Genomic DNA, 19,654 nt, shown 5'->3' on the forward strand with positions numbered 1-19,654 from the left:
TTTTCGAGTAACGCAGTATTGTGACGAAAATTGGATTTTTAGAGGTGCCCTTAAACCCTAACCCACCAACCTTTCCCGACAAGGAGAGGTTCATGCATCGAGGAATTCCACATGTTGAAGCTTTTTGTTTTTTTATCTTTAGTTTTGCCTCTCTCCGCATATGCTGCGGCCACCGACAAGTTGAAAAACTTCATCGCATCTACACATTCAGCCCAGGCCAATTTCACGCAAGAAGTTCGGGACAAAAGTGGCAAACGTATTCAGTCGGCTTCCGGCACCATGCAGTTTGTACGGCCCGGAAAATTTCGCTGGGTTTATCAGAAGCCTTTTGAACAATTAATCGTAGGCGATGGCGAGAAGTTCTGGCTGCATGACGTGGAACTTAACCAGGTCACAGTAAGAAAAATAGATGCAGCACTGGGTAGCAGCCCGGCGGCACTTCTGTCTGGTAGTAATGAAATCGAGCGCGGCTTTGAATTGAAAGACAATGGAACCAAGGATAACCTGGAATGGTTGGAAGCTACGCCTCGTGCGCTGGACACCAGCTTTAATAAAATTCTCATGGCGTTTAACGCGCAATCCGAGTTGATTATCATGGAATTGCATGATGCCTTTGGCCACACCACCGTGCTTCGTTTTTCGAAGATGCAACGCAACCCACAACTGTCATCGCAATTGTTCAAGTTTGTGCCCCCCAAAGGAGCGGACGTACTAGGTGAATAAACCTTTCTCACTCTTAACTTATTCCAAAAACAAGATCATATTGTTATTGCTGGATTATGTCCCCTGCTCGCGATAACCTGTTCGATCCTCCTGCACCCGCCGCACCCCTAGCCGAGCGTCTGCGCCCTAAGCACCTTGATGAGGTTATCGGGCAATCGCATCTGCTCGGGCCTGGCCGACCACTGCGCTTAGCGTTTGAATCCGGCAAGCCACACTCCATGATTCTGTGGGGGCCACCCGGAGTGGGCAAGACCACTTTAGCCAGACTGATGGCCTCGGCATTTGATGCCGAGTTCGTGCCACTATCGGCGGTATTGTCCGGGGTGAAGGACATCCGCGATGCGATAGCACAGGCACAGCATATCTTGCAGCAGAGCGGGCGGCACACTATTTTGTTTGTGGACGAGGTTCATCGCTTCAATAAATCACAACAGGATGCGTTCTTGCCTTACGTCGAACAGGGTTTAGTCACCTTCATTGGTGCGACTACCGAAAACCCTTCATTTGAAGTCATTAGTGCATTGTTGTCACGCGCCCAGGTTTATGTGTTGCAAGCACTGTCTGAAGCGGAGTTGAGTCAACTGTTCAAACGCACGCAACAGCTCGCTTTGCCGGATTTTGAATTTGACGATGCGGTACGTGAACGTATCGTCGGCCATGCTGATGGTGATGCGCGCCGTTTGCTCAACGCACTTGAGCAGCTGCAAACCGCCGCTCAGACGGCACATGTTACGCACATCGATGCCGACTTCCTGGACAACGCTTTGGCGCAGAACCTGCGACGTTTCGATAAGGGTGGCGAAGCATTCTATGATCAGATCTCCGCCTTGCATAAATCGGTGCGAGGTTCCAACCCCGATGCCGCTCTATATTGGCTGGTGCGTATGCTTGATGGCGGTGCCGATCCACGTTATCTGGCGCGACGCATTGTGCGTATGGCATGGGAAGATATTGGTTTGGCCGATCCGCGAGCGATTCAATTAACTCTGAATGCTACCCAAACGTATGAGCAACTGGGGTCACCAGAAGGCGAGCTGGCATTGGCGCAAGCGGTGTTATACCTGGCAGCTGCAGCCAAGTCGAATGCGGGTTATGTCGCGTATAATGCCGCCCGCGCCTTGGTTGCCAAAGATGGTTCGCGCCCGGTGCCGCTGCACTTGCGCAATGCGCCAACAAAATTGATGAAACAACTTGATTACGGCAAGGACTATCGTTACGCACACGATGAAACGGAAGGCTATGCAGCAGGTGAAAATTATTTTCCGGAGGGGTTGCCAGAGGTGATTTTTTATCAACCTGCCGAGCGAGGCCTGGAAGCGAAAATCGCAGAAAAACTAGCTCACCTTCGTGAGCTGGATGCTGCTGCGGCTAAAAAAAATTAAAAATGATTACAGCATGTAACCGAATAAGGGTTGCATTGAGTTGGAGGAGAATATGTTAGAGCTACAAACATTACGCAATGATTTGGCCGGTGTTGCGACACGTCTGGCAACACGAGGTTACCCGCTGGATACAACTCGTTTCGAACAGCTGGAGAGTACGCGTAAAACGATTCAAACTCGCACGCAAGAGCTACAAGCCAAGCGCAATGCCACTTGCAAACAGATTGGCATTAGCAAAGCCAAAGGTGAAGATGTGTCTTCCATCATGGCGGAAGTAACTGGCTTGGGCGATGAGCTTAAGGGGCTTGAAGCACAACTTGAGCAGATACAAAAAGATTTGCAGTGTTTTCTCTCAGTCATTCCTAACACTCCGCACATCACTGTGCCTATAGGTAAGTCAGAGGCCGACAATGTTGAAATGCGCCGCGTCGGATCGCCACCTGAATTTGATTTTGAAATTAAGGATCACGTCAGTGTGGGCGAGGGCGTGGGCGGGCTGGATTTCGAAACTGCTACCAAGATCAGCGGCTCGCGTTTTTCGCTGTTAAAAGGTCCGCTAGCGCGCCTGCATCGTGCATTGGCGCAGTTCATGCTCGACATCCATACCGAGCAGCACGGCTATACCGAAGTGTATGTGCCTTATCTGGTCAATGCAGACTCCATGCGTGGCACCGGACAACTACCTAAATTCGAAGAAGATTTATTCCGTGTGCCGCGTCAGCTGGGAGAAGAAGGTGAACAGAATTTTTATCTGATTCCCACAGCTGAAGTCCCTGTGACCAACATGGTGCGAGACAGCATCACTCCACTAGAGAAGCTGCCACTGAAATTTGTGGCACATACCCCCTGCTTTCGCAGCGAGGCCGGCTCCTATGGGCGTGATACGCGTGGCATGATCCGTCAACATCAATTCGATAAGGTGGAGTTGGTGCAGATGGTGCATCCTGAGCAATCCTATGACGCGCTGGAACAGTTGCTAGCCCATGCCGAAACAGTTTTGCAAAAACTAGCTTTGCCATACCGGGTAATGAAACTGTGTACGGGTGATATGGGTTTTTCTGCGGCCATGACTTACGATATAGAAGTTTGGTTGCCCGCCCAGAACTCCTTCCGTGAAATTTCTTCCTGCTCCAATTTTGAAGCCTTCCAGACACGGCGTATGCAGGCACGCTTCCGCAATATGCAGGGAAAGCCGGAATTGATGCATACCGTAAACGGTTCTGGCCTCGCGGTAGGACGTACATTGGTCGCTATCCTAGAGAATTATCAGCGAGCCGATGGAAGTGTTGTTGTGCCTGAGGCATTACTGCCGTATATGGGGAAACTGGAATATATCAAGGCATCATAGTTACCCTTGTCGTCGCTCTAAGAGGAATAACGAGATCTACGTACCCGAAGATGTGAAAAAATTGATGTCCATAAATACGCCACTAATTCGGCAGATGGCGCTACGCTTTCCCGTCTTGTCGAGCTATACTGAAAAGCTTTGGAAATTTTAATGTCGTGACATATACCATTCCCAGCAGCAATTTATAATTTCAAAAATGTGTCTACCTGAGGTAGACGTTGTTGTATGAGTACAAGGAGATAGAAATGGAAATACCAGGAATTTCAACATTGAGCACCATTTTGAAGCGCCCCACTGATCCCAGAAACGATGCTCTTATTCAGCGTAGAGAACTGGCAGCTGAGTTGCAAGAAAATTGCCAAAAACTGGCGATACTTTTGAAAGGTGCGTTTCGCAAGCATACTAAGAAAGTGGATTCTGAAGCTCTAGAAAAGAAGATAATGAATCTGATGAATGACTTTCAGCATGTGGACAGCACATTTCTGGAAGACACAAGTCCAATTCTTCAATATTTGGCAATCGACATGCGATTTAAGGATGTTGCACAAAGTTGCGCAGACTTCTATAAGTCAGCCCTTAAACTGCAACAACTGCTCAATAAGAACATACCGGATTCGACTGCTCTCGAAGCTCTGTGCAAAGAAGAGGACGGTTTATATAATTTGACAAGCGCTTGGCAAACTGAACTTGAAGCAATGATGAGCCGTGTCAATCAAGATTACATGAAAGTTATGGCACTTAAGTTCTCTTGGTAAATCGTGAAGTGTAATGAGCACCTGGAGGGGCGCGAGATTTAACGTGTTGCTGTATCTCGTCCCTTGCAGGATGATAGATGCCAAGAGATTTACTTGGTGGGTGCAGAAAGATCAGTTATACCATTGGGGGATGAGAGACCCTGTGCTTTGTTATTACGCATTCCCAGCACACTATCATCTTGCGTCGGCGGGAGCAGCCGCGGTACGGTGCCCACAGCCCAGCTATTCAACATGTCATGGTGCAGACGCACCGTTTCAACCAGAATGACCGCTTCGCCACCACGTGCATAACCGTATTTGGTTTTTTTAAAATACATCGGTTGCGCCAGTAGCGGCATCACCTTCTTCACATCTGTCCATTTATCTGGATTGAGACCTTGCTGTTGAGTCAGTACGCGAGCATCCTCCAGATGACCATACCCTTGATTATAAGCTGCCAGCGCTAGCCAAGTGCGATCTGGTTCATTGATACGTGGCGGTAGCTGATCTTTCAGCAACTGCAAGTATTTTGCCCCGCCAATAATACTCTGGCGTGCATTCAGCCGATTGGTTACACCCATACGATCAGCTGTGTCTTCAGTCAACATCATCATGCCGCGCACTTTTGTAGGCGAAGTGGCAAGCGGATTCCAATGCGATTCCTGATAAGCGAGAGCGGCGAATAGTTTCCACTCCATCCCAGTTAAAGTGGCCGCTTCTTCAAACAGACTTCGAAAATGTGGCAACACAGTGCGCGTCTTGGTGACAAATGCAACCGCGTCGCCTGATTCAAGACGTTCGTTATGTCCGTAATAGCGATCCAGCAGGCGATGTAATGTGCCATCTTTTTTAATGAGAGTGAAAAATTTTTTTGCTTCTGACAATAACTCAGCGTCGACGTCCGGCGCAAACGCCCAAGCCAGCTTGGAAGGTTTAGCAATTTCGAGTTTGGACTCCAGCTCAGGATAGTAATTGCGTGCCAGCGCAAGCTGTTCCTTGTTGGCGATAGTGCATTCCAGCTTGCCATGCGCCACCTCTTCCAGTAGCTGGGCAACTGACTGATTTAGGCGACTATGCCAATGCAGCGCTGGAAACTTCTTGCGTGCTTCATGCAAAGCAGCTTCTTGTGCGGAGCCGGCCGCGACAGTGATATTTTTTTTAAGGAGTCCTTTCATGCGCAGCAGAGGCGCGCCATTGCATACCGCCAGCTCGCTTAAAGTTTGATAGGATGGGCCAAACTTCACACCCACACTCTTGCTCACGTTACTACGCAATCCAGATGCAGCTAAATGTGCCTTGTTCGTCACAATGGACTCCACGACTTGATCCAGCGGCAATGGCATAAGCTTTATTTTTACGTGTAATTGTTCAGCAAAAAGATTAACGAGTTGTAGCTCAAATTCAGAATCCACACTATTCTCAGCTGGCACCACGATGACCGTTAACTCTTCTCGCCATAGTTTTTGAGATAGTTTTTGGGATAGTTCGGTTGGTGGCTTTTCAGGCGCGCAAGCGACGAGTAACGCAACACTCAGCAATGCGAGTGCGAAAAAACTTGCTTTGATATATGTTGAAAAAAATGAATGTATAGACTTGGACATGTGAACATTCTGCCTGATTTTATGCTTTGATGGTAAAATCAAGCTTCTGCGGAGAGGTGGCAGAGTGGTCGAATGCGACAGACTCGAAATCTGTTGTACGGTTTTTCCGTACCGTGGGTTCGAATCCCACCCTCTCCGCCATCGTACTGTTTTACCCTGTCTTAATGCCGTACACGAAACCCGCGCCAATCCCAGTGAGACGCGGGTTTTTTATTTAATGCCGTCTTTTCCGGTCTATTGCAATCTTGGGGTAAGTGGGTAACATTTTCACGCAATGTTCCCCATAGTCTTTTTTGTTCCCCAGGTGAGTGCGACCATGAAGCTGACTAATGAAGTAGTGCAAGAGGCAAAGCCGAAAGACAAACCCTACAAGATGGCGGACGGTGGCGGAATGTTTCTACAGGTGCAACCTAACGGCGGCAAATGGTGGCGGCTCAAATATTGATTTAGAGGAAAAGAAAAATTGCTGGCGCTGGGGGTATATGCAGACGTAACCTTAGTAAATGCCCGATCACGCCGTGATGAAGCCCGCAAGCACTTAGCCAATGGCCAGCGTCATGCAGTTTTTGGTTGTCTGCAAGCGGCGTGACGGGCAGTAGGATACTGCGATAATGTCCAATGTCATGCGGGTGTTTAATGCCGCACAAGAATTTCCTTGACCATAGTGGACAGAGTTGCATATACTCGCTTCAACAACACCCGCCACGCCTCTGATTCAAGCGCACCCCGGCGGGTTTTTTTATGCTCATGCGCCCTATGCCATTTACTAAACCAGCCATAGACATCGACGCGCAAATCGCATTGCTGCGCGCACGCGGATTGACTATCGTGGATGAAAACCGCGCCTGTCATTACCTGCGGTTCATTGGCTATTATCGGCTTTCCGGTTATGCGCTGGTCTTTCAGGTGAATTACAACTCCGATGGTTCGCATCGCTTTCACCCTGGCGCAAACTTCGACGACATCCTTGACCTCTATATTTTCGACCGCAAGTTGCGCCTGGCTGTGGTGGACGCGCTGGAGCGCATCGAAGTGGCAGTCCGGGCCACGCTGTCGCATGAAATGAGTATTAGCCACGGCACCCACTGGTTTATGGATGCCGCGTATTTTATCCCTACCTATGACCACGCCGTTTTTCTGGATCACGTCAAAAAGGAAATCGGGCACGATCCGTCAAGGGCGCACGCCCGGCAAGTTTTCATCCAACACTATTACGACAAATACGATGATCCTGAACTACCGCCGTCATGGATGGTATTCGAAGTGCTGTCATTCGGCTCTGTGTCGCAGGTATTTAAGAAGCTAAAACGGGAAAACCTAAAGCCCGTTGCCATAGCGTTTGGATTGGATGGTGGCGTACTGGCTTCATGGCTTCACGCTATTTCATACTTGCGCAACCTGGTCGCGCACCATCAACGCTTGTGGAACCGCTCATTCACCATCAAGCCGATTCCGGCCAAACGCTATGCCGACGACCTGAAAGACCCTTCACGTTTTTATGCTCAAGCGGTAAATATTCAGGCATTGCTGAAAATCATCGCGCCAGATTCGCAATGGTCGCAGCGCTTGTCGCAAATTATAGCCGAACATCCAAAAGTGCCTAACCACCGCATGGGCTTCCCCGTTGATTGGCAGTCGCGCGAAATCTGGCTACCGTAATGGTTCAGCAAAACTGTTGAATGTCTTCAAGCGTGATATGTATGGGGGTATATTTGGGGGTATAAATTAAAAATCAGTTTTGCAAGTCTATTCTTAATAGGGCTTGCAGCGGACTATTCGACTGACACCCGCGCGTACTGTTATACCCTGTCTTAATGCCGTACACGAAACCCGCGCCAATCCCAGTGATACGCAGGTTTTTGTTTAATGCCGTCTTTTCCGGTCTATTGCAATCTTGGGGTAAGTGGGTAACATTTTCACGTTATGTTCCCCAGTAGTCTTTTTTGTTCCCCAGGTGAGTGCGACCATGAAGCTGACTAATGAAGGACACCTCTAAAAATCCAATTTTCGTCACAATACTGCGTTACTCGAAAAAATTATCGCTTACATATCAACTATATGCCGCGCTCAAATTTTTTACTCGCGCCTTGTCTTGTCTAGAAAATTGAATTTTTAGAGGCGCCCTGAAGTAGTACAAGAGGCAAAGCCGAAAGACAAGCCCTACAAGATGGCGGACGGTGGCGGAATGTTTCTACAGGTGCAACCTAACGGCGGCAAATGGTGGCGGCTCAAGTATCGATTTGGCGGAAAAGAAAAATTGCTGGCGCTGGGGGTATATGCAGACGTAACACTAGCAAATGCCCGATCACGCCGTGATGAAGCCCGCAAGCTCTTAGCCAATGGTACTGATCCCGGTGCGGTGTAGCAGGCGCAAAAGAAACATGCCAGAATTAAAGCGGCTGATTCATTCGAGGCAATCTCACGTGAGTGGCACTCACTCAATACCCCAAGATGAACAGCTAACCAAGCCTATGACGTGCTGCGCTCGCTGAAAAAGGAAGTATTCCCCATCTTTGGTGCACTCCCCATTGCAGAAATTGACGCGCCGGATGTGCTGGACACTATCCGCAAGATTAAAGGCCGCAAGGCTTATGACGTCGCCGGGCGGACATGGCAAAGGGTACGGGCCGTGTTCGCCTACGCAATCGCCAGCGGACGAAAGGCATAATCCGGCTGAAACAAACCTGCCAGATGGACCATGCGCTGACTGGCGAGGTTCAACTAATGATGAGGATTTAATTTTAATTGCAAGGTTTAAACCACCGGCTTTAGCCGGTCAGCTTTAGCCTTGCAAATTCAGCAAGAGAGGAACAACTAAATCACGTTCCTCCCTGCTGGTGTTGCGCGTTTAGTCTGGCGCGTGCAAGAGGACTTTAGTCCTCTGCGCCGGGCTGCGCTAACCCACCTACTTTAGTAGGTGGTAGTTAAGTTGCCGCATGTTAAGCACAAAAAGTGTCGGTGGCGTCAGGGTTTGGTGGCAGGTTCTCGTTGTGCGCCTGAATCCGGATACACACATCGCCAAAAAAGGCGAAAAAACAGAAGCAGGTGTAGAGCTCTAAATGACAGCATAATTGCAAACGGTCAGGCGACAACTAGCTTGATAATCACCAGGAACTGGTGTCTGTCCTATCTGACCCGAATGGCACTTACTTAAGGATTGATACATAAATAAAACAGTAAGTTACGTACTTAAAGAACTGGACAAAAAACACTTGGTACAATTTAGAACTGAGTTATAGGGCAATAAATCGCTGGCTTCTTAGATGATTTTCCGGTCATTATTATCTGCAAGTTACTCTTTTTTCAATGTACTTGGCTTAAGTAAGTGCCATTCCTATCTGACCCCATTTTTATTTGAATTTTTTAGTTACCCCATGCCTCAATTTCGGTAATACGAGAGTAACCCTCGAGCGCGCTGGTGACGTTCACCCGAATCCGGTCGGTGGTATACGCAGCAAAGCTTACCGTGCGCTTAACCAGATTATTTCCGCTTACGGTAGCAAGCGTGGTCCAAGCCGCCCCATCCCATGCCTGGACGGTAAAACCGGTTACACCATAAGTGCTAAAAGTTAACGTATCGGTGGGTTCGATCGGATTAGCGTAGTTGTTTTGAAGCGTATAGACCACCACGCGATCGATCGTCTTCGCGCCATTGAAGTTGATTTGCACCCAGTCAGGTTGCGTGTTGACTGTTGCATCAGCCCAGCCTCCTCCATTAGCCCATGGAGCACCGGTGCGCTGGTTATTGTTGACTGCCCCCACCGGGTAAGCGCTACTGTAGGTACTTGACGCCGAAGCCACCGCACCGGCGCTGGCGAGCGCGACGTTGCTACTCGTCGTTGCAGCAGTCATCGTCGTTGCTGAAACCGGATTTGACTGCGCTGAGCAGTTGTTTGCAGCATCACACGCCGCTAACGTATAGTTATAACTGGTCGAGGCAGTCAAACCCGTATCGTTATAGCTCGTCGTAGCCGGGCTTCCAACCAGAGCGCCCCCACGATAAACTTTGTAGCCCGTTACGCCCACATTGTCCGTCGAGGCCGTCCAGCTCAGGTTGATCTGAGTAGAGCTAAAAGGTGTGGCTGAAAGTCCTGAAGGTACCGTAGGAGAAGTCGTATCCGAGCCCGTGCCGGTTACGGCAACGCCCCATGCCTCAATTTCGGTAATACGAGAGTAACCCTCGAGCACGCTGGTGACATTCACCCGAATCCGGTCGGTGGTATACGCAGCAAAGCTTACCGTGCGCTTAACCAGATTATTTCCGCTTACGGTAGCAAGCGTGGTCCAAGCCGCCCCATCCCATGCCTGGACGGTAAAACCGGTTACACCATAAGTGCTAAAAGTTAACGTATCGGTGGGTTCGATCGGATTAGCGTAGTTGTTTTGAAGCGTATAGACCACCACGCGATCGATCGTCTTCGCGCCATTGAAGTTGATTTGCACCCAGTCAGGTTGCGTGTTGACTGTTGCATCAGCCCAGCCTCCTCCATTAGCCCATGGAGCACCGGTGCGCTGGTTATTGTTGACTGCCCCCACCGGGTAAGCGCTACTGTAGGTACTTGACGCCGAAGCCACCGCACCGGCGCTGGCGAGCGCGACGTTGCTACTCGTCGTTGCAGCAGTCATCGTCGTTGCTGAAACCGGATTTGACTGCGCTGAGCAGTTGTTTGCAGCATCACACGCCGCTAACGTATAGTTATAACTGGTCGAGGCAGTCAAACCCGTATCGTTATAGCTCGTCGTAGCCGGGCTTCCAACCAGAGCGCCCCCACGATAAACTTTGTAGCCCGTCACGCCCACATTGTCCGTCGAGGCCGTCCAGCTCAGGTTTATTTGGGAAGTACTAACAGGTGTAGCAGAAAGTCCTGTCGGTACCGTAGGTGATAAATTATCTACGCCACAATTTCCACCGACCGATCCAGTTCCATCCATTTTAAAAATGGCCGATGTCACACATCCAGCGGTGATATCTAGTTGTGTTGGCGTACCTCCTCCAAATACAACTGGAGCTATCGCCACCCCGTTATTGTAAAGTGGTGGCTGAAAAGAAAGACCGGAGGATGAATCCGAATAGGGCCCGATACTGGAGCCAGCAGTAAATTCTGTCTGAATGACTTCTGCGTGCAGTGTGTAACTGCCAGGGGGCAGCAGTAACTTAAAGTAGCCGGTATTCTGAATAAGATAGTCGGAAACGAAACTATATACTTTATTGGTGCTTACTTCCTTTGCCCATATGTTCGCACCACGGATAGGCGTACCATTGGCTTGGATGAAGCTTCCGGTAAGCTGGCCATAAACGCTGTCCAGTGTGGCACCTGGATAAAGGGCGCTCACTGCGGCAATGTCGTCTTCGTGTAAAGAATTTAAACTACGGTATGCAATGGGGTACATTAATGGATAATTTGAAGTCGCCAGCCCTTGTGAATTGTCCAATTGAGTGTGATCCATGCCGATCAAGTGACCGGCCTCATGGGCAAGGACGACTTTCATAGTCGTATCACTTATGGCGATATTTCCGTTGATCACCGCACGGCCTTCCAAATATTCACACTGTGAACCGTTATTATTCCAACCAGAACCTGCAAAACCAAGTACGCTATTCTTGGCACCCGAACCGAATATGGAATCAACGATGGCGCCATCGGTGTCATAGATCACTGGGTTCAACCCATCCGAGTAGTTAGTCAGATACGTCCCGTAATTACTGGCAGTAACGTCCACTGAAAGATCTGCACCGCGAGTGAGCGAGACCGTTGAGGTCGCCACATTTGTCCACAGGGATACCGCTGCTGTGACCAGTGCATCTGCTTGCGCTTTAGTACGGGAACCAAGAGCTCCTTGGTCGTAGTTAAGCGACACCGAACCTGCGCCTGGATATTTTGCAGGGAGCTGATAACAAACCACCAAAGGACCACCAGCGAATGCAGAAGCCGAAAACGAAACGAGCACCCCGGCTATTAACCCGCGCATAATTTTCAGACAAATCATTTAAACGCTCCCTTTTGCTGACGCACAAGCTGCTTAAATTCGTCGAGATCAAGCTGTTTAACGCGTCCAGGTGCCTGCTGCATTTTGTTTAAAACGGTTGAAGGCACCAAGGAAGTGGGGGTACCCAAGGTCATTTCTTTGAAATCTCTGCCATTGCTTACCTGAAAGCCGGTCGACGCCGGGATGATATTAAATTTTCCCTGACCAAGACCCACTGGACTGGAGAACCCTGATGCCGATACGCCATACAGAAAAAGTATATAACTTTCCCCCACTGTAAATGTAGGCACGCCTGTTATTTGATTTTTTTTCCCCTGTAGCTCTCCGCCGATTTGCTTAATGGTATGTGTGGCTCCAACTTCACCCTTGAGAACCTCCTGCACTTCAAAGGTGGAATAAGTCACAATTGAATTTGTTTGTGGATCAAGTTCGCTATGGTTCTCAAGAGATTTGCCCTGGAATGCGATAGCAGCGTCGTTGACGATCTCATCCAGGTAAAGAGGCAACACACTCATAGCTCGTGCAGGCAGTGCAATTACAAGGCTGATCAAACAGAAACAGGTAAAAAGTAGTTGTCTTGGCATGGAAGTATCTCCGAAGGGAACGCGTATGAACCGGCATCCCGTAATATATATTGATACGGCCAAGTTAAGTTTGAAGCAACAGGTGCTTTAACTATGCAATTTTATTGGCAGACAAACTAAGCATCTCTTCGCCGTATCAATAAGTTAATGTTTGTCGCGAGGGCAATAAACAACCCCAAAGCGCTATCATACTCATTTGTTAAAATAATTAAGGCATCTCTAAAAATCGAATTTTACTTCAGCCGCTTTCCTGATTACCTTACTTCGGCACAATACGGTGTTACTAAAATAACTATCACTTACATCTCAACCAAAACCGACAAGCAAAATTCATGCCTAATATCCATTTTAAAAAAATAAATACATTAATTACAGTATGTTAAATATTTAAATTCGGGTATAAGACACTTGCAGGAGCAGTTTTATCGGTCAGATGTAAAAATTTTCGACAAACAAACTTTTATGAGACAGATGGATTCTCAAATTTAGGGCACCTCTAAAAATTCAATTTTCTAGACAAGACAAGGCGTGAGTAAAAAATTTGAGCGCGGCATATAGTCGATATGTAAGCGATAATTTTTTTAGAATAACGTAGTATTGTGACGAAAATTTGATTTTTAGAGGTGCCCTTTAGTCATTCAGCGTCAAGCGAACGGTACACAGCGAGAAGCAAAGTCACAATTTCGGACGAAAAATTTACAAAATTGTAAAAAAATACTTGATAGTAGGAACAAATTGCACGGTCGCTATCCTGCACTCGAAGTACTTAAGAATGTGCCAAGAAGCGACCAATGAGGCGTTTTTTTACTATATCGTATTTATCTGTTGATTATGGAAGCCATTTAATTATGCAGAATTAATCGTTAACCATTAAAAACGTCTAACAAAATGGTTTATAGATATCTAGGGAAACGCTGATTAATTCACAATCGTCGTTCCCGCGAAAGCGGGAACCCAGTTAAATCAATAATCTGTATCCCCCGCTTTCACGGGAATGACGAATTAATCCGCGTTTTTCTATTAAATTTTTTAATTCAATTTCAACCGCTAATTGCCTCTCAGCCTTATTTCCATCAATTGGTAAAAACCACCAACTATAGCTGATGCATTTTAGGCTTTAAAGATTATGAGTTTCATCATACGTTCAGTGAGTATAGTTTTAACGGAGTCTGCCACGATTTACCCACTTTTAGTGGGCGGCGGCTGGAGCCTCAACCCACCTACTTTAATAGGCGATAGCCGAGTAAAAATGTTAAGATCAACAGCAGGAAAGCCGTTCATTATGCTAATGAACGTTAGGTTATTTAGAATATTTATAGCCGACGATAATAACAAGTAGGAGCCGATCCTGAAGCCTGATCTAACGATGCCATTTAATATTTTATTTTAGTAGGCTCGTAATTTGCCGTTAATAATTCAGTCGAAAATGCTGTTAGCAGATGGTGCAGACCACATCGGGTTTCTGATTGAATGCCAGCCCTGCTGTCACTCCAAAGCATGACCAACTCAAGTTAATAACCCATCAAAAAAACAACAGGGAGCAACAACGAACATGATTACCGTCGTAAAAAATCTCGTCGAATATCGCGAACTGATGGTAGTGCTTGCCTGGAAGAATGTCACGCTGCGCTATAAACAGGCTTATCTGGGCATTGTTTGGGCTGTAGTGAAGCCACTGGTTCTCATGCTGATCTTTACATTAGTCAGGAGCTTCGTTGGCATCGATAGTGGCAACATTCCTTATCCCCTCCTAGCCTTCGCTGCACTCATGCCATGGATTTTCTTTCAAGAATCAGCATCGGAGGGAGTGAGCAGTGTAGTGAGCAATGCCAACCTGATCAAAAAAATTTATTTCCCGCGCGAGATATTCCCCATAACGGCAGTCGTCACCAAGCTTGTTGAGCTTGGCATCAACTTTATCATCCTGACCGGTCTCATGATTTGGTTTAAATATGAACCCAACATATACATGCTATGGGTGCCACTCATCATTCTTTATACAATTCTAGTAGCTTTAAGCATTGCATTTGTCGGCGCAGCAATCAACGTCTACTATCGAGATGCAGGGACTGCCCTACCCGTGCTGCTTTCTCTGCTCATGTATACTTCTCCGGTGATTTACCCATTGCAACTGGTGAAGAATAAACTTCTAGAACAACAAGCTGCCGGCGAGTGGTCCAACCTGCTCTATTCCCTATATACCCTTAACCCTCTGGCGGGCATCATTGACGCGTTTCAGAGTGTTGTATTGAGGAATGAACCACCGGATCTGGCAGCCATGGTACCCGGCATAATCTTGGTTGCGATCCTGCTCCCTCTAAGCTACGCCTACTTCAAACGGGCGGAGTCTTATTTCGCGGATGTGATTTGAGGGCAGCGGATAGGCATTAAGGGTGTCTCTAGAATTCGTCATTCCCGCGAAAACCGAGAATTGATGCCTAACCCCATTTGACTGCTCTTCGCTAAAAGAGACGAAACACCGCTACCGGATTTATGAGTGCAATTAAACTCATATACAGAAACACGCCATCAAGCTAATGTTTGAACGTGGCATTAGCGAGACCGTCGTAAGAGCCGTTATTGTTATTGACTTGGGTGAAGTGATCCAGGAATATTTAGATGACGTGCCCTATCCAAGTCGCTTGATACTCGGCTGGAGCAGAGAGCAGCCGATTCACGTGGTTACCGCTTACGACAGCCAGGAAAGAATGGACATCGTGATTACTGTCTATGAGCCCGATCACTTACGGTGGGAAGACGGATTCAAAAAGAGGAAGCTAATATGAAGTGCGTTATCTGTAACCGGGGAGAAACCCGCGAAGGATTCGCCACCGTCACACTTGAACGTGGGCAAGCCACTCTGGTTTTTAAGCACGTGCCCGCCCAAGTCTGTACAAACTGCATGGAAGAATACATTGACGATGCCGTTGTCAGGCACTTGCTTGAACACGCTGAGGATGCGCTGAAAGCAGGCGTCGAATTGGATGTCAGGCAATACCAAGCAGCATGAAAATTAATAGGGTGCACCAGTCCCGCCCACTACCGCTGCTGACTACCCATTAACTTCTATTCGCTGTTCACTACCAACATGCCCATTATCGAAGTCAACCACGTCACCCAAGAATACCAGCTCGGCCAGATACAGGGCCTAAAAACCACCGCGCTCAACCAGTGGCGGCGGCTCACCGGCAAACCGATTGAAGAGCGCGCCCCATTCAAGGCTCTGAATGACGTCACTTTCTCCGTCGAGCAAGGCGAGGTGTTGTTTAGTATTATTGGCGCTAACAGGATCGGCGAGAGAACAATGTTCAAGCTGCTGGCTAACACTCGAAACATTGACCTTGAGTTTTGTCCCTGATCACCATGAGTGAGGACAACCGTATGGAAGCGCTACGTTTCATTACCGAACCAATTAATCACCAGCTTAATTATTGACCTTCCGCCAGGTCTGGACAGCAGGCGGTTAGAAGTGATCGTGTTCCCGGCGAATGACCAGGTTGCGGCACCTAAACCAGCCGCGCGCCTCAAACCCAGCCCCGTCTCGCTGGCACAGTCATCTTGCATGACGACCTCATTGCACCAGCATGCCCTGAGGAAGACTGGGAAGCGTTGCGATGATTCTGCTAGCAGCCTGTCGGACTTAAAGGAAATCGGCTGCAAATTGAGCGGAGCGGTGTATATTTCGCCGCTTTTTTGGGCAATAGAACAACTATTACCCTGCAAAATCGTCAAGTGGGGTAAGCAGGCATTTCGCCGTAAGGCGAAAGCTCGCAAAATCTACCCTCGCTCAGCTCAATTTTCGCTGCGATTCTTTAAGTCCGACAGGCTGCTAGACAACCATGTTTGGGTAAGGTGGCTGGATCCTGACGTCAAGCCACTACCGAGAGGCATGATTGAGTATCGAGACGGCAGACTACACGCGGTCACGGAAAATAAGATAATCGCAACCTAACCAAGGATATCCCTCATGACTGCAACATCAGTGAAAAATGAGGCTAAGCGACTGATTGAAAATCTTCCGGATACCGCAAGCTGGGATGACCTAATGTACGAAATCTACGTCAAGCAAAAGATCGACGATGTGATCAAGGCCGCAGATGTAGGCCGGGTGCTGACCCATGATGAGGTGCGCAAGCGCTTCGCTATGCAATGCACGCCTGACCCAAGACTGAAGTAGAGGCCTTGCAGTCAGTCCACGACTATATTTTTTTGGACCAACCCTTCTACACGAACCATTTTGTCGATCGCATGATGAGATCCACAGAGCATCTAATTATCCATCCTGAAATCGGCAGGCAATAACGTCAGAAAATTGCAGGGGGTAAGGAAAAAAGCTAGACTTGGCCGACTTTGAAAGGACACACCATGAGCGAAAACGTAGAAAACTTGATTTTAGAGCACTTGCGCGGGATGCGCGCTAGCCAAGAACGTATGGAACACGAATTACGCGAGATCAAGAACAGAATAACAAGCGTGGAAGCTGGTGTAGCAGGAATTCGCCGGGATGCAGCGCACGATAACGATAAAATCGTTCAACAGTAAATAGGTTTAGACCAACTCAGCGAAAGACTGGAACGCATCGAGAAACGACTGGAATTATCCAACGGATAATTTGTGTCAGAAATAAGTTTTTTTCGGAGACCGTGTAAAAACTCTGCGGATATAATGCTGAACAACTATGGTCTGCCACGACGTAGCTGCATACAATCACCCTTAAGTGAAACACAGCGCCAAGAATATTGCCTCGCATCAACTGACGGACTCTAAACAGTGTATACAGTGGCCAACTACGGATGGGGATACGATCACACGGGACGGGACAAAAATAAAATACCGCGTCATTTTCCAGCAAGACGAAGATGGGATGCTCGTGGCTGAGGTTCCCGCCCTTCCCGGATGCATTACCAAGGTGCGACACGAATCGAGGTGCTAGCCAATATCCGAAAGGCCATAGAAGCTTATCTGGAGAGCCTGAAGGATCACGACGAGCCCACCCCCCCTTCCATCGACGAAGAGGTCGTTGAGGTGGCTGCGTGAGTAATCTGCCTCAAGTTTCGGGTTGTACAGTCGTGGCAGCCTTGGAAAAAATCGGCCGATTTCCTTTAAGTCTAGCAGGCTGCTAGACTGAGCCAACTTTAAAAGGACATACCATGAGCGAAAACATTGAAAACTTGGTTTTAGAACAGTTGAGAGCGCTCAGAAGCGAGATCATAGCTTTTCGGGCAGAAAATCAAAGCGAGTTCAGTGAAATCAAACACCGCCTAAGCCGTGTAGAAAGCGGAATTGCGAATATGCGCGGTGAAAACACAGGTACATAGGAGGATGTTTACCGGCAGCAATCGGTTATCGACTCGATATAAGGAAAGATTAAACGCATCAAGAAGCGGCTGGAATTATCCAACGGATAATTTATATTACAAAAAACCCTTTTCGAGAATCCTGTAAAAATTCTGCGTATGCCGGAATGCGAGGGTATTGATTGTTCCTGATTCTGAGAAGGAATACCACTAAGTAGGCTTGCATCTATTCTAAGACAGCACAGCATTAGCAAGGAAGATTTTAAATAGCTATGCCCATCATCGAAGTCAACCACGTCACCAAAGAATACCAGCTCGGCCAAATCCAGCACCTGAAATCCACCGCGCTTAACCAATGGCGGCGACTCACTGACCAGCCGGTTGAAGAGCGTGCCCCATTCAAGGCACTGGACGATGTCAGTTTCTCCGTTGAGCAAAACGAGGTGTAGACATAATTGGCTACAACGGCACTGGCAAGAGTAAAATACTCAAGCTGCTGGTCAACACTCGGAATCGGCGTCAGGCACTATCAAGCTAAGGTAGCGCTGTATGTCGCTGTGAGTTGCAGTCTGGCCTGCACCCAATACAGTGAATTATTGATTTTGTGGAATACAAAAGGAGATCAGGCATGGACTACAGAGAACGAATCACCATCGAGCTAGGCAAGCGCGGCGGCAAACCATGCATCCGTGGCATGCGCATGACGGTATATGACATACTGGACTATCTGGCATCTGGCATGACACCTGGCGACATTCTGGCTGACTTTCCCTACCTCGCTGCGGAAGATATCCAGGCCTGCCTGGCCTACGCAGCCGACCGCGAAAGACACCAGATTACCATAGCAGCATGAAACTGTTGTTCGACCAAAATCTCTCGCCGCGTCTGGTAACAAAGCTGGCAGATCATTACCCGGACTCTGCCCATGTCGCGACACATGCCTTGGATCACGCATTGGACGAAGCCGTTTGGGCATTTGCACGAGAACACGGTTACACCTTGGTTACCAAGGATTCCGATTTCCATGAACTGAGTCTGTTACGTGGAGCACCACCCAAAGTTGTATGGTTACGGAGAGGGAATTGCACCACCCATCAGATCGAAACGATCCTGCGCAAGCACTCATCCGACCTCCAATTTCTGATCGAAAGCCCCGAGGCTGGCTTTCTTATACTGTACTAACTCCCCATGCCCATCATCGAAGTCAACCACATCACCAAAGAATACCCGCTCGGCACGATACAGAACTTGAAGACTACCACGCGCAACCAGTGGTGTCGGCTCACGGACCAACCGGCTGCAGGAAAGTACCAGCACTTAACTAATCAAGACGGAGCACCGTTACTGTATTTATGAGTGCAAGCAAACTTATATACAGAAACCACGCTATCAAGCGATATGTTTGAACGTGGCATTGAAAAGACGGAGGTAAGTGCCGTTATTAATCTGGGTGAAATGATTCAGGAATATCCTGATTACGTGCCCTACCCAATCCGATTGCTACTCAGCTGGTATAGTGGACCCTGAATTTCAGACAATAAATTAAGATGTAAGCCTGCTGTAAAAGAGGAGCAGGAGATGAGTGAAAGCAAGCGCAAGAATTTTACCAGCGTGTTCAAGGCCAAGGTGGCACTGGAAGCGATCCGTGGCTTAAAGACATCGAACGAAATTGGACAGGCGTTTGGCGTACATCCGACACAAGTTGGTTTGTGGAAGAAGGAATTGCAGGAGCAGGCATCAAGTCTGTTTGATACCATGCGTGGCCCCAAACCTGTCGACCCGTCCGCCAGCCCGGAGCGCCTGTATTCCGAGATTGGACGGCTGAAGACGGAACTGGACTGGCTCAAAAAAAGTCTGGGATATGCCTAGCATGACTCGCAGGTCATGGATCAGCACTGGAGAGTTGCTGACGGTGACCCAGCAATGCGAGCTGGTGACTCGGCCCAACCAAGTGTGGAGCACGGACATCACCACCATCCGTCTGCCGCGCGGGTTCG

Annotated in this window: 24 protein-coding genes, 1 tRNA gene and 2 pseudogenes; 23 read left to right on the forward strand and 4 right to left on the reverse strand. The window is 48.3% G+C overall.

Annotated elements, in window-relative coordinates:
* Nucleotides 1-111 precede the first annotated feature (111 nt).
* The 4 genes from lolA (at nucleotide 112) to MJ769_RS11490 (ending at nucleotide 4,208) form a co-directional block, all read left to right on the forward strand.
* Nucleotides 112-723 carry an outer membrane lipoprotein chaperone LolA gene (gene lolA, locus MJ769_RS11475; RefSeq protein WP_239237279.1) on the forward strand — a complete coding sequence of 204 codons (612 nt, stop codon included), beginning with the start codon at nucleotides 112-114 and terminating at the stop codon, nucleotides 721-723.
* A gap of 56 nt (nucleotides 724-779) precedes the next feature.
* Nucleotides 780-2,105: a replication-associated recombination protein A gene (locus tag MJ769_RS11480; RefSeq protein WP_239237280.1), complete on the forward strand. Its 1,326-nt coding sequence runs from the start codon at nucleotides 780-782 to the stop codon at nucleotides 2,103-2,105.
* Between the two features lie 52 nt (nucleotides 2,106-2,157).
* Nucleotides 2,158-3,453 (forward strand): serine--tRNA ligase, encoded by a 1,296-nt coding sequence (gene serS, locus MJ769_RS11485; RefSeq protein ID WP_239237281.1) that lies wholly within the window; start codon nucleotides 2,158-2,160, stop codon nucleotides 3,451-3,453.
* Nucleotides 3,454-3,698: 245 nt separating this feature from the next.
* Nucleotides 3,699-4,208, forward strand: a complete 510-nt coding sequence (locus MJ769_RS11490) for a hypothetical protein (RefSeq protein WP_239237282.1) — start codon at nucleotides 3,699-3,701, stop codon at nucleotides 4,206-4,208.
* Between the two features lie 89 nt (nucleotides 4,209-4,297).
* On the opposite strand, the gene mltF is transcribed toward MJ769_RS11490, so the two are convergent.
* On the reverse strand, nucleotides 4,298-5,788 hold the full coding sequence (gene mltF / locus MJ769_RS11495; RefSeq protein ID WP_239237283.1) for a membrane-bound lytic murein transglycosylase MltF: 1,491 nt from the start codon (nucleotides 5,786-5,788) through the stop codon (nucleotides 4,298-4,300).
* A 50-nt stretch (nucleotides 5,789-5,838) separates the two neighbouring features.
* Between mltF and MJ769_RS11500 the strand changes: the two genes are divergently transcribed.
* From MJ769_RS11500 to MJ769_RS14465, 6 genes and pseudogenes are all read left to right on the forward strand, one after another.
* A tRNA-Ser gene (locus tag MJ769_RS11500) sits at nucleotides 5,839-5,929 on the forward strand.
* Between the two features lie 175 nt (nucleotides 5,930-6,104).
* A pseudogene (locus MJ769_RS14565) lies at nucleotides 6,105-6,377 on the forward strand (Arm DNA-binding domain-containing protein).
* A gap of 167 nt (nucleotides 6,378-6,544) precedes the next feature.
* Complete coding sequence (locus MJ769_RS11510) at nucleotides 6,545-7,447, forward strand: Abi family protein (RefSeq protein ID WP_239237285.1); 903 nt, start codon at nucleotides 6,545-6,547, stop codon at nucleotides 7,445-7,447.
* Between the two features lie 526 nt (nucleotides 7,448-7,973).
* The gene (locus MJ769_RS11515; protein ID WP_239237286.1) at nucleotides 7,974-8,153 is read left to right on the forward strand and encodes an Arm DNA-binding domain-containing protein; all 180 of its coding nucleotides are present in this window, start codon (nucleotides 7,974-7,976) and stop codon (nucleotides 8,151-8,153) included.
* Nucleotides 8,154-8,264: 111 nt separating this feature from the next.
* Nucleotides 8,265-8,456, forward strand: a complete 192-nt coding sequence (locus tag MJ769_RS11520; RefSeq protein ID WP_239237287.1) for a phage integrase central domain-containing protein — start codon at nucleotides 8,265-8,267, stop codon at nucleotides 8,454-8,456.
* 268 nt (nucleotides 8,457-8,724) lie between these two features.
* Complete coding sequence (locus MJ769_RS14465; protein WP_256445721.1) at nucleotides 8,725-8,847, forward strand: hypothetical protein; 123 nt, start codon at nucleotides 8,725-8,727, stop codon at nucleotides 8,845-8,847.
* Between the two features lie 304 nt (nucleotides 8,848-9,151).
* On the opposite strand, the gene MJ769_RS11525 is transcribed toward MJ769_RS14465, so the two are convergent.
* Nucleotides 9,152-11,776 (reverse strand): fibronectin type III domain-containing protein, encoded by a 2,625-nt coding sequence (locus tag MJ769_RS11525; protein ID WP_239237288.1) that lies wholly within the window; start codon nucleotides 11,774-11,776, stop codon nucleotides 9,152-9,154.
* Nucleotides 11,773-12,291, reverse strand: a complete 519-nt coding sequence (locus MJ769_RS11530) for a hypothetical protein (protein ID WP_239237289.1) — start codon at nucleotides 12,289-12,291, stop codon at nucleotides 11,773-11,775. Before MJ769_RS11530 ends, MJ769_RS11525 begins: the two co-directional genes overlap by 4 nt.
* Nucleotides 12,292-13,912: 1,621 nt before the next feature.
* Between MJ769_RS11530 and MJ769_RS11535 the strand changes: the two genes are divergently transcribed.
* The 4 genes from MJ769_RS11535 (at nucleotide 13,913) to MJ769_RS11545 (ending at nucleotide 15,718) form a co-directional block, all read left to right on the forward strand.
* A complete protein-coding gene (locus tag MJ769_RS11535; RefSeq protein ID WP_239237290.1) occupies nucleotides 13,913-14,731 on the forward strand; it encodes an ABC transporter permease in 819 nt (272 codons plus the stop codon).
* A gap of 157 nt (nucleotides 14,732-14,888) precedes the next feature.
* A complete protein-coding gene (locus MJ769_RS14785; protein ID WP_445083096.1) occupies nucleotides 14,889-15,146 on the forward strand; it encodes a DUF4258 domain-containing protein in 258 nt (85 codons plus the stop codon).
* Nucleotides 15,143-15,370, forward strand: a complete 228-nt coding sequence (locus tag MJ769_RS11540; protein WP_239237291.1) for a type II toxin-antitoxin system MqsA family antitoxin — start codon at nucleotides 15,143-15,145, stop codon at nucleotides 15,368-15,370. Before MJ769_RS14785 ends, MJ769_RS11540 begins: the two co-directional genes overlap by 4 nt.
* A gap of 78 nt (nucleotides 15,371-15,448) precedes the next feature.
* Nucleotides 15,449-15,718: a hypothetical protein gene (locus tag MJ769_RS11545; protein ID WP_239237292.1), complete on the forward strand. Its 270-nt coding sequence runs from the start codon at nucleotides 15,449-15,451 to the stop codon at nucleotides 15,716-15,718.
* 32 nt (nucleotides 15,719-15,750) lie between these two features.
* On the opposite strand, the gene MJ769_RS11550 is transcribed toward MJ769_RS11545, so the two are convergent.
* Nucleotides 15,751-15,924, reverse strand: a complete 174-nt coding sequence (locus tag MJ769_RS11550; protein WP_239237293.1) for a hypothetical protein — start codon at nucleotides 15,922-15,924, stop codon at nucleotides 15,751-15,753.
* Nucleotides 15,925-16,327: 403 nt separating this feature from the next.
* On the opposite strand from MJ769_RS11550, the gene MJ769_RS11555 reads away from it, so the two are divergent.
* The 9 genes and pseudogenes from MJ769_RS11555 to MJ769_RS14795 form a co-directional block, all read left to right on the forward strand.
* Nucleotides 16,328-16,537: a hypothetical protein gene (locus MJ769_RS11555; RefSeq protein ID WP_239237294.1), complete on the forward strand. Its 210-nt coding sequence runs from the start codon at nucleotides 16,328-16,330 to the stop codon at nucleotides 16,535-16,537.
* A gap of 188 nt (nucleotides 16,538-16,725) precedes the next feature.
* Nucleotides 16,726-16,902: a hypothetical protein gene (locus MJ769_RS11560; RefSeq protein ID WP_239237295.1), complete on the forward strand. Its 177-nt coding sequence runs from the start codon at nucleotides 16,726-16,728 to the stop codon at nucleotides 16,900-16,902.
* Between the two features lie 608 nt (nucleotides 16,903-17,510).
* Nucleotides 17,511-17,678 (forward strand): hypothetical protein, encoded by a 168-nt coding sequence (locus MJ769_RS11565; protein ID WP_239237296.1) that lies wholly within the window; start codon nucleotides 17,511-17,513, stop codon nucleotides 17,676-17,678.
* Between the two features lie 251 nt (nucleotides 17,679-17,929).
* Nucleotides 17,930-18,106 carry a hypothetical protein gene (locus tag MJ769_RS11570; RefSeq protein ID WP_239237297.1) on the forward strand — a complete coding sequence of 59 codons (177 nt, stop codon included), beginning with the start codon at nucleotides 17,930-17,932 and terminating at the stop codon, nucleotides 18,104-18,106.
* A gap of 179 nt (nucleotides 18,107-18,285) precedes the next feature.
* Nucleotides 18,286-18,510 carry a DUF433 domain-containing protein gene (locus MJ769_RS11575; protein ID WP_239237298.1) on the forward strand — a complete coding sequence of 75 codons (225 nt, stop codon included), beginning with the start codon at nucleotides 18,286-18,288 and terminating at the stop codon, nucleotides 18,508-18,510.
* A complete protein-coding gene (locus MJ769_RS11580; RefSeq protein ID WP_239237299.1) occupies nucleotides 18,507-18,839 on the forward strand; it encodes a DUF5615 family PIN-like protein in 333 nt (110 codons plus the stop codon). The genes MJ769_RS11575 and MJ769_RS11580 overlap by 4 nt, the downstream gene beginning before the upstream one ends.
* A gap of 6 nt (nucleotides 18,840-18,845) precedes the next feature.
* Nucleotides 18,846-19,013, forward strand: coding sequence for a hypothetical protein (locus MJ769_RS11585; RefSeq protein ID WP_239237300.1), 168 nt, complete (start codon nucleotides 18,846-18,848; stop codon nucleotides 19,011-19,013).
* 42 nt (nucleotides 19,014-19,055) lie between these two features.
* Nucleotides 19,056-19,184, forward strand: coding sequence for a DUF4258 domain-containing protein (locus tag MJ769_RS14790; RefSeq protein ID WP_445083095.1), 129 nt, complete (start codon nucleotides 19,056-19,058; stop codon nucleotides 19,182-19,184).
* Nucleotides 19,185-19,235: 51 nt separating this feature from the next.
* Nucleotides 19,236-19,389 (forward strand): annotated as a pseudogene (locus MJ769_RS14795) (transposase); the annotation flags it as partial.
* Nucleotides 19,390-19,654 lie beyond the last annotated feature (265 nt).

The organism is Candidatus Nitrotoga sp. BS, assembly GCF_927797785.1.
In the GTDB taxonomy this organism is placed as follows: Bacteria; Pseudomonadota; Gammaproteobacteria; order Burkholderiales; family Gallionellaceae; genus Nitrotoga.